This window comes from Sphingomonas sp. CCH15-F11 (assembly GCF_001557005.1).
Taxonomy (GTDB): domain Bacteria; phylum Pseudomonadota; class Alphaproteobacteria; order Sphingomonadales; family Sphingomonadaceae; genus Sphingomonas.
Genome location: NZ_LSKG01000007.1, coordinates 1 through 6862 on the forward strand (window position 1 = coordinate 1; position 6862 = coordinate 6862).

The 6862-nt window shown below is 64.2% G+C and carries 12 protein-coding genes; 9 read left to right on the plus strand and 3 right to left on the minus strand.

What is annotated here, in order from left to right:
* The 3 genes from AX709_RS01080 to AX709_RS01090 all read left to right on the plus strand — a co-directional run.
* Nucleotides 1-516, plus strand: a 516-nt coding sequence (locus tag AX709_RS01080) for a YgjV family protein (RefSeq protein WP_066545863.1), incomplete at its 5' end; no start/stop codon positions are given.
* A gap of 71 nt (nt 517-587) precedes the next feature.
* Complete coding sequence (locus AX709_RS01085; protein WP_066485850.1) at nt 588-1172, plus strand: GNAT family N-acetyltransferase; 585 nt, start codon at nt 588-590, stop codon at nt 1170-1172.
* Nucleotides 1159-1614 carry a hypothetical protein gene (locus AX709_RS01090; protein WP_066485853.1) on the plus strand — a complete coding sequence of 152 codons (456 nt, stop codon included), beginning with the start codon at nt 1159-1161 and terminating at the stop codon, nt 1612-1614. Before AX709_RS01085 ends, AX709_RS01090 begins: the two co-directional genes overlap by 14 nt.
* A 187-nt stretch (nt 1615-1801) precedes the next feature.
* On the opposite strand, the gene AX709_RS01095 is transcribed toward AX709_RS01090, so the two are convergent.
* Nucleotides 1802-2218: a MerR family transcriptional regulator gene (locus tag AX709_RS01095; RefSeq protein ID WP_021224446.1), complete on the minus strand. Its 417-nt coding sequence runs from the start codon at nt 2216-2218 to the stop codon at nt 1802-1804.
* A gap of 78 nt (nt 2219-2296) precedes the next feature.
* Between AX709_RS01095 and AX709_RS01100 the strand changes: the two genes are divergently transcribed.
* Both AX709_RS01100 and AX709_RS01105 read left to right on the plus strand, forming a co-directional pair.
* Nucleotides 2297-2698 (plus strand): mercuric transporter MerT family protein, encoded by a 402-nt coding sequence (locus AX709_RS01100; RefSeq protein ID WP_007406269.1) that lies wholly within the window; start codon nt 2297-2299, stop codon nt 2696-2698.
* Nucleotides 2698-2919, plus strand: coding sequence for a GDCCVxC domain-containing (seleno)protein (locus AX709_RS01105; RefSeq protein ID WP_004213258.1), 222 nt, complete (start codon nt 2698-2700; stop codon nt 2917-2919). Before AX709_RS01100 ends, AX709_RS01105 begins: the two co-directional genes overlap by 1 nt.
* Nucleotides 2920-2935: 16 nt before the next feature.
* Here AX709_RS01105 and AX709_RS01110 read toward each other — a convergent pair whose 3' ends face one another.
* Nucleotides 2936-3445: a DsrE family protein gene (locus AX709_RS01110; RefSeq protein ID WP_007406276.1), complete on the minus strand. Its 510-nt coding sequence runs from the start codon at nt 3443-3445 to the stop codon at nt 2936-2938.
* Nucleotides 3446-3547: 102 nt separating this feature from the next.
* Entirely contained in the window at nt 3548-5020 is a 1473-nt protein-coding gene (locus tag AX709_RS01115; RefSeq protein WP_007016074.1) for a multicopper oxidase family protein, read from the minus strand.
* A gap of 203 nt (nt 5021-5223) precedes the next feature.
* Between AX709_RS01115 and AX709_RS01120 the strand changes: the two genes are divergently transcribed.
* The 4 genes from AX709_RS01120 to AX709_RS01135 form a co-directional block, all read left to right on the plus strand.
* Nucleotides 5224-5565 carry an ArsR/SmtB family transcription factor gene (locus AX709_RS01120; protein WP_197418919.1) on the plus strand — a complete coding sequence of 114 codons (342 nt, stop codon included), beginning with the start codon at nt 5224-5226 and terminating at the stop codon, nt 5563-5565.
* A 2-nt stretch (nt 5566-5567) separates the two neighbouring features.
* Nucleotides 5568-5993, plus strand: coding sequence for a YeeE/YedE family protein (locus AX709_RS01125; protein WP_004213265.1), 426 nt, complete (start codon nt 5568-5570; stop codon nt 5991-5993).
* Nucleotides 5994-5996: 3 nt separating this feature from the next.
* Nucleotides 5997-6440, plus strand: coding sequence for a DUF6691 family protein (locus tag AX709_RS01130; RefSeq protein WP_004213266.1), 444 nt, complete (start codon nt 5997-5999; stop codon nt 6438-6440).
* A partial coding sequence (locus AX709_RS01135) for a sulfite exporter TauE/SafE family protein (protein ID WP_156454093.1) occupies nt 6437-6862 on the plus strand: 426 nt, incomplete at its 3' end. The genes AX709_RS01130 and AX709_RS01135, both read left to right, overlap by 4 nt.

Below are 6862 nucleotides of genomic sequence, written 5' to 3' on the forward strand. Positions count from 1 at the left end.
GCCCTGGCCTTCGCGATGCATTTTGCGCTTCTGGGGGCGTTCACCGCCGCAGCCGCGAGCGGCTTGTCGCTCGTGCAGCTTCTGGTCGCGATCACATCGAGCGATCCTCATCGCCGGCGTTCGCTGGACGGCTTGATGCTGGTCGCGTTGATGCTGCTCACCATCATGACCTGGCATGGAGCGCTGTCCGCGCTCGTGGCGTGCGCCAGTGTGATCAGCATGCGCGCGCGGTCCCAGAGATCGATTGTCCGGATGAAAGCGACCTTTCTCGTCGCTGCTCCATTCTGGCTGGCCCATAACCTGCTCGCAGGGGCGTATTTCGCGCTGGCCGTCGATCTGGTGTCGGTGGTCGGCAACCTGGCCGGGCTTATCATCGCCACCAACCGTGATCAGCCTCGCTGGACGGCCATCGGTTCCAATGTCGCGCGCTTCAAGGCCGTCATGGTTGGAGCTTGCTCGACCCTGCGACTGCCGGTTGGAGGCAAGCCCACCCAAGCAGCGGCCGCCGCCTCTTGAGCCGGAGTGCTCTCCCCAGCACGCCCATCGGCATAAACCGCGCGCGCAGGCATCCCGCGCACGTTGTCAGGTTGACCCTAGGGCAGTCGCCGATCGTACTGCGCGCCGCCTCGGTCGCCGACGCCAAAGCGCTTGCACGTTTGAAGATCGTGCTGAGCGCCGAAACGGAGCACATGGTGCTCGACGTCGCGGATCGTCGGGCGCTGCTACGGCGCACGCTGGAGGAGTTGACCGCCGTCGCGCGCAGCGAGCGGGGCATCTTCGTTCTGGAGCGAAACGGAAGCTTGCTGGGATACATCGACGTGCACGGTGTGCTGGGCGAGGAAGCCGCCGAGTTCGCCTCGTTCAGCCTAGCGCTCAGGCAGAGGTGGCGGGGGCTGGGGCTAGGCTCGGACCTGGTGTCGGCCGGGGAGGCGTGGGCGCGACGGAGCGGCTTCATTTTTCTCGTCATTCTCGTGGCGACGCGCAACGAACGTGCGCTCGCGCTTTACCAGCGGCTTGGATATACGATCTGCGCCGACCTCAGAACCGCGGGCGACGTGCGCAACGGCGTCGGCGACCATTATACAATGGGCCGTATGATCGCGCCCTGGCGGTCCGCGCCTCCGACCACATCCACCCTGAAATTCACCGAGCTTTCGTATGCCGCACAGTAAGTTGATCCTGTTGTGCCTGCTCGCGCTGGAGTATCCGAGCGCCGGCATCGCCCAGGAGCAAGCGCCGGCGAAGCCACGAACGGCGGCTGGGGCGTCGACGTTCATTCAGGATATGCTGACGCGCGGACCCGCGGAAGTGAAGCCTTGGCCGGGGTTCGTGCGAAGCGCGAAGATTGTTACGGTCACGGTGAAAGGCAATTGCGCGGTCACGATGGCGCTCGCCGACAAAAGCAGGATCCAGGTCATGCTCGACCGCGTGGTGGCCATCCGGCCGCTCTACTCGACGAACGCGCCGCAATCCTCGGTCGAGATCAGGAGCGGCGTACAGCCCTATGACGGCATTGACATCTTCGTCGGCGACAACGACGCCGTACGCCGGGTCACCGAGGCGCTCAGCTTCCTGCGCACATCCTGCGACACCACGTCCCGGACGGGGTTCTAAAGGGCCGTTTGAGAATAGCTTGAGCGGCGGCGGGCATCATTCAAGCTAGGAATGTGGCCCGAGCGAGCCGTAGCCGGATGGCTGATTTGAGCGACGCTCAGAAAATTCGGCACGGGGTTGTGACACCTGCAAACCCTCGGAAACGCTAGGGCAGGATGGCGGTGTCACAACCGACCGGTTTTGACACCTAAGTGGTTGTATATTGGTCAAGCAATTCGATCACGGCACAACTCGCCGCCCCGTCGCCCTCGCAACGGTCGATCGTCGTGGCAAGCAGGCTTTCGAGTTGCGCTAGGTCTGCCATTTTCGCGCGAACCCGCTCCAGGTGGTGGGCCGCGATCTCGCGGACCTCACTGCACGACGCCTGCGCGGGACCGCCAAGTGACAGGATCGCGCGCACCTCGGCCGGGGTGAAGCCGAGTTCACGCGCGCCACGGATGAATCCAAGGACGCGGACGTGGCCGGCCCCATATACTCGCCGGCCCCCGCTCGTGCGGGGTGGGGTCGCCACAATGCCGACGCGCTCGAAATAGCGGATCGTCTCGATGTTCACGCCGGTTCGGCGCGACAACTCGCCGATAGCTAGGCCTTTCTCATCCCTCATAATTCGCTTGCTCCTGTAGCCGCTACAGGAGGCATTAGGGGGTTATTCCGCCGGAGACGACTGATGAATAAAAGGATTTTGCCGCACGAAACCCTGGCCGCTTCCGCATCGCCACGCCGCGCCGACGCGGGGCTATCCGCCCTGGGTGCGCTGGCGAGCTTCGGCGCGGTCCTAGCCGCCGCATCCTGCTGCGTCTTGCCGCTCGCGCTGGCGGCGCTGGGCGTGGGGGCGGGCCTGTCGAGCACCTTCGCCGCGCTGATGCCTCTGCGCTGGGCCCTGACGGCGCTTTCCCTCGTCGGCCTGGCTGCCGGGTGGTGGGCGTATGTGCGGCGTCGGAGGACCTGCGCTGCGGATCGGTCCTGCACCGTGACCCTACCGTCCCGCGCAACTCCGATCATGCTCACGATCGGCACGACCCTGACGCTGACCGCGCTGATATGGGATCGCATTGAAGCGCCGCTTATAAAGGCGCTTTCCTGATGCAGCTCACCTCCACGCTGACCTGTCCCGAGTGCGGCGGTGTCGCGACCGAGACGATGCCCACCAACGCCTGCCAGTTCTTCTATGATTGCCGACATTGCGCGGCGGTGCTGCGGCCCCTGGCCGGCGACTGCTGCGTGTTCTGCTCGTTCGGCGATGTCCCATGCCCTCCGATTCAGGAGGCGAAGGCGAACGGGACCGTGGCGGGCTGCTGCGGGTGAGGGGGTATCGCACCTTTCAATCCGGGATGAGCGCGTAACCCCGGATTTGTAGATTCGCCAAGGTTGTAAGCGCCGAATCATCGATCTCAACGCCCGAAGCCACTTGGTTCGGCATGATCTCATTTCCGACCATGGCCTGACTGCAAACGCGGATTGAAACACCGGCTTTCTGGAGAGCGGCAATCAGCGCAGCGTTCGGGTTGGCCGCTACCTTCATACGCGCCGCATATGGCGCGTTCTGCAGGACGAGCGGGGTCGCGGGACCATGAATGATGACGGCGATGTCACCAGCCGGATGGACCTTGTCCGCGCCTAGCAGGTTCACGAAGCGCGCGACCTTCTCAAGGCTGGGATTCACTTTGTCGGGAGAGCTTGCGGCCTTGGTGACATTGAACAAGACGCGGTAGCGAAGCTTGGGATCGGGCCGCTCGGCAGCACTGGGCACGGCCACGATCCCGCCAAATCCCGGTATTACGGGATAAACCAGATTATCCTGTGCAGCTAGCGAGGTGCCGCCGGTCAGCATCGTTGCCGCGAGCAGAAATGTGGCGAAAGCTCTTTTTGGCAACCTTGCTCTCCTGTTGGACGGTAGGCGCTGCATAAACTCTCCAGAAGTGGGAGCCTACGCCTACGCAACACTGAACTGGCCCATCATTCCATTATCCTCATGTTCAAGGATATGGCAGTGATACATGAAGGGAGCGCTCTTGGCCGGCTGATCAAATCGGATGAGAAGCTCCACCGGTTCCTTGACGAGGACCGTGTCGCGCGGCCCCTGGTCGAGAACATCGGGCTGCCCGCCACCGCGGGTGAGAACATCAAAGTGGACGCCGTGAATATGGATCGGGTGGCGCATCATTTCGCCAGACACCTCCCATATTTCGGTGGAGCCTAGCTTCACCGTCTCATCGATGCGATTCATGTCGAATGGCTTGCCATTGATCGTAAGGCCGCCACCGCCGCTTCCTGAGCCCATCATGCCGCCCATGCCCATGTTGAGGCTCAGACGGCGACGGCGCACCGCCTTGCTGGCGTCGGGCCCAGTTCGTGATGCCAGAAGGGTCGGCACGACGCCGCTGGCACGAGCCTGTCCCAACGGCCGTGGTTCAAACCGCAGCACGGTCGCTGGTGCCGCGGCATCGGTCCTTCGGGCGCCACGCCCCATCATACCCATGCCGCCCATCATCGAGCTGTTGGTATCAGCCGCCGTCACCAGCGAGGCGGACCTACCGTCCGTGAAGTCCACGAGAAGCTCGGCACGTTGGCCCGGCGCCAAGGTTATGGCTTCCAATGCCACTGCGTGTTCGAGCAGCCCCCCTTCGGTTCCGATCCAGTGAAAGCTCCGCCGATCGGAAAACGACAGCTCATAAATCCGCGCGTTCGATGCGTTGACGAGCCGCAGGCGAACCAACCGATTTGGCACCGCCGCCAGCGGATTCACCGCGCCGTTCACAAGGATCGTGTCGCCGCGCCGGCCCTGCATGGCGACCATCATGCCGCCTGGCATGACAAGGCGACCATTTTCGAACTGGCGATCCTGGATGAGCAGGGGCAGATCGTCCACGCCATATTCTGACGGGAGCCCCAGGCCCTGCTCTTCGTCGTCGGTTACCAGCAACGCCCCAGCCAGGCCCGAATAGACTTGCTCGGCCGTCAACCCATGGACGTGTGAGTGATAAAGGAGGGTCGCTGCGGGCTGCCGGATCGGGAGCGTGGGCCGCCAGGTCGCGCCCGGCGCGATGATCTGATGGGGGCCGCCATCCAGCTCTCCGGGGATCAGAAGCCCGTGCCAATGCACAGTCGTGTCCGCGTTGAGCCCGTTGGTCACGACAGCCGCCACGTCGTCGCCACGGCGCACCCTGATCGTCGGTCCGAGATAGCTGCCATTATACCCGAGCGTGTCACTCGGCCGGCCTGGATAAAATGAAGTCGTTCCGGACTGGACCCGTAGCGCGAATGAGCGGCCAGGCCGTGCGTCCAACAGCGGCGGCATCGGAAGCGGGTTTGCACCTCCCCCGCCGAGGCCCGGCGTGGAGCGCGAGCAAGCGGTGGTTGCGAACAATGCCGCTCCGCCAGCCAACAGCGAACGTCGATCGAGCATCTAAATCTGTCCCAGCGTGCAGCGCAGCTCGGAAGCGATACGGACAGCCTGGTCGATCAGCATGGGGTTACCTCGCACTCCGGCGCTTCGAAGGAGCCTCGATGGCTTGGCGAAATAGTAGCTCACGGGGGGAACCTCCTAGCTGGCGCTTGATCGAACACCACTCCATCATATATGCTACATATAAGATGTTTGGAGCAACTGTGCCATCTTCCCTCGTTAAAATGTCTCCGGAGCTTCTGGAGGAAAAGGCCGGCGAAGCGGAAGCGTTCCTCCGTTCGCTTGCGAGCCGGCACCGTCTGATGATCCTGTGCAGCCTGCTCGGCGGGGAGTTGTCGGTAACCGATCTGGGCGAACGCCTCGGACTGACACAGTCGAATTTGTCCCGCCATCTGGCCACGCTGCGCGACGAAGGCCTGGTCGGAACACGGCGGGAGAAAACGACGATATTCTACCGCATCACGTCCGAGCGCGTGCTGCCGATCCTGACGGAACTCTACGCACTCTTTTGCGCCGGTGACGAAGCTGAGAGCAGAGAATCCTGACGATGGAGGGTTTCACCCCATTCTCGGCCATCGTGGGCGGCGCGCTAATCGGCCTCTCGGCTTCCTTCCTGTGGATCGCCAATGGGCGCATCGCTGGAATCAGCGGCATCGTCGGCGGGGTGCTTGCGCCTGTCCGCGGCGAGATGGCCTGGCGCGCAACATTCCTGGTCGGCCTGCTCGCCGCGCCCTTGCTCTACCGGGCGGCGGGCGGCCTGCTACCGGACCTCACGTCGCCGGCCCCAGTCGCCGTCGTGATCGCAGCCGGCCTTCTGGTGGGATTTGGGACTCGGCTCGGGAGTGGTTGCACCAGCGGGCATGGCGTCTGCGGAATAGCGAGGCTCTCGCCCCGCTCGCTCGCCGCGACAGGCGTCTTCCTCATCACAGCGGCCGCGACTGTGTACGTCGCCCGACACGTCATCGGACTCTGAGCAATGAGGAAGCTGCTCATCGCGCTCGCCTCGGGGCTCATTTTCGGCTTCGGCCTGATCGTCTCCGCCATGATAGCCCCCAGCAAGGTTCTGGCGTTTCTTGATGTCGCCGCGCCGTCGTGGGACCCGAGCCTTGCCTTGGTGCTGGCCTCGGCCGTCATGGTTTCAGCGTTGGGATTTGCACTCGGCCGAAGGCGCGATGCTCCGCTTTTCGCACCGGCGTTCAATGGGCCATCGTCCCGGTCCCTGGACAAGAAGCTTCTCTCGGGCGCGGCTTTGTTCGGCGTCGGATGGGGCCTCGTCGGCTACTGCCCTGGTCCGGCCCTGGTCGCCCTGAGCCTCGGAGCGCCGGCGGCGCTGGTGTTCGTCGTGGCGATGCTGGCGGGCATGGGCGTCTTCGCCCTTCAGGAACGTTATCGCGCAGCCAGGCCCGGGGCAAACCCATGACGCCGGTCGACATCCTCACGCTCATATCCGGTGTCGTCGTCGGCTTTACCCTCGGGGTGATCGGCGGCGGCGGCTCGATCCTTGCCCTGCCGTTGCTGCTGTATGTCGTGGGCATGAAGGACCCGCACGTCGCGATCGGCACGAGCGCGCTGGCGGTGGCCGCCAATGCCTTCGCCAACCTGATCCAGCACGCCCGGGCCGGAACCGTGAAGTGGCCCTGCGCCCTCGTCTTCGGGGCATCGGGCGTCATAGGCGCCCTGATCGGCTCCACCCTGGGCAAGATGGTGGCGGGTCAGCATCTCCTGGTGCTGTTCGCAGGCGTGATGATCGTGGTGGGGGTTTCCATGCTGCGCGGCAAATCCGGCGGCGGCGACCCGGGCGTGCGGATCACGCGCCCCATCGCTGTGCGGCTCGTGGCGATC